Origin of the sequence: Micromonospora sp. AMSO31t (assembly GCF_008868175.1) — a bacterium.
In the GTDB taxonomy this organism is placed as follows: domain Bacteria; phylum Actinomycetota; class Actinomycetes; order Mycobacteriales; family Micromonosporaceae; genus Micromonospora.
This window is the reverse complement of record NZ_WBKT01000305.1, coordinates 1-1,256: the sequence shown is the minus strand read 5'-3', so window position 1 is coordinate 1,256 and position 1,256 is coordinate 1. Positions and strand designations below refer to the sequence as shown.

General features: G+C 78.1%; 1 protein-coding gene and 1 pseudogene. Both read right to left on the bottom strand.

Going from position 1 to position 1,256, the window contains the following annotated elements; genetic code table 11:
- Nucleotides 1–928: pseudogene (locus F8274_RS30655) on the bottom strand (DNA polymerase Y family protein); the annotation flags it as partial.
- Nucleotides 925–1,125: a hypothetical protein gene (locus tag F8274_RS30650; RefSeq protein ID WP_370518298.1), complete on the bottom strand. Its 201-nt coding sequence runs from the start codon at nt 1,123–1,125 to the stop codon at nt 925–927. The gene F8274_RS30650 and the pseudogene F8274_RS30655, both read right to left, overlap by 4 nt.
- Nucleotides 1,126–1,256 lie beyond the last annotated feature (131 nt).

Below are 1,256 nucleotides of genomic sequence, written 5' to 3'. Positions count from 1 at the left end.
ACCAGGCGCACCTGGTCGGCCGGGGAGCGCCCGCCGCCGAGCACGGCGGTGACCACCGCCTCGGGGCCGAGGATGCCCTGCACCCGGCCTCGATGCCGAGCCGGGTGCAGGCCAGCCCGTGCGCGGCCAGCCGCTCGTGCAGTTGCTCGGCCAGCGTCCGGGCGGCGAACGCCGCGGCGTCGACCCGGTCGATCGGCTCGTCGTGGTCGGCGGTGACGGTCAGGTCGGCGGGCGGCTGCCGGACCGCGAGCGGCCGGTCGTCCCGGCCGGTGGCGAGCCGGTGGGCCAGCGCCCCGTCGAAGCCGAACCGGGCCAGCACGTCCCCGGCGGGCAGCGCGGCGAAGTCGCCGAGGGTGCGGACGCCCAGCCGGCGCAGCAGGTCGGTCAGGGTGGGCCGGCCGAGCGCCTCGACGGGCAGGCCGGCCAGGAACTGCGGGGTCCCGCCGGGAGGCACGATCCGCCCGTCCCGGGCGGCCAGCCCGGCGGCGAAGACCCCGTCGGCGATGCCGACCTGGCTCTCCACCGCGCAGGTCTGGGCGACGTGCTCGACGATCCGCTCGGCCGCCGCCTCCTCGCCGCCCAGGTAACGGCTGGGGCCCCGGGCGGCCAGCGCGCAGGCCCCGGGGCGGATCACCTCGACCCCGGCGACCACCTCCTCGACGGCGGCCACCACCGGCTCGAACGCCCGGGCGTCCCGGGCGGGATCGTGGTCGACGACGGTGAGCTGGGGGCAGCGCCCCTGCGCCTCCCGCCGGCGCAGCCCCCGGCGGACGCCCTCGGCGCGGGCCCGCTCGGAGCAGGCGACCACCCGGTTGGCGTGCAGCACCACGACCGGGTCGGTGGCCGGCACCCCGTCGACGATCTCGGCGGCGAGGACCGGCCAGTCCGGGCACCAGAGCAGCAGGGTCCGCGCCGGCGCACCGCTCATGCCGACCCGACCACGGTGAGCGGCCGGACGGCGGCAGCGGCCGGGCCCACCACGCGGAACCGCCGGGGCGCGGCGGCGCGGACGGCGCCGGCGCCGGTCGACCGGGGGATCACCCGGGTCAGCTCGTCGCCGGGCAGCCAGACCTTGATCTCCTTGGGGCGGGCGGCCGCGCCCCGGCCGCGGGCCGAGACGGTCACCTCCCGGCGGCTCCTTTGCCGGTGCTGTGCGCGCCCTGAGAATCCGGCCGTCTCCCCGCGCGTCACACGTTGCGTTTTCGTCGGAGGGGAGGTGTACTGTCAGAGCAGTTAGAACGAGTGTTCGATTCAGT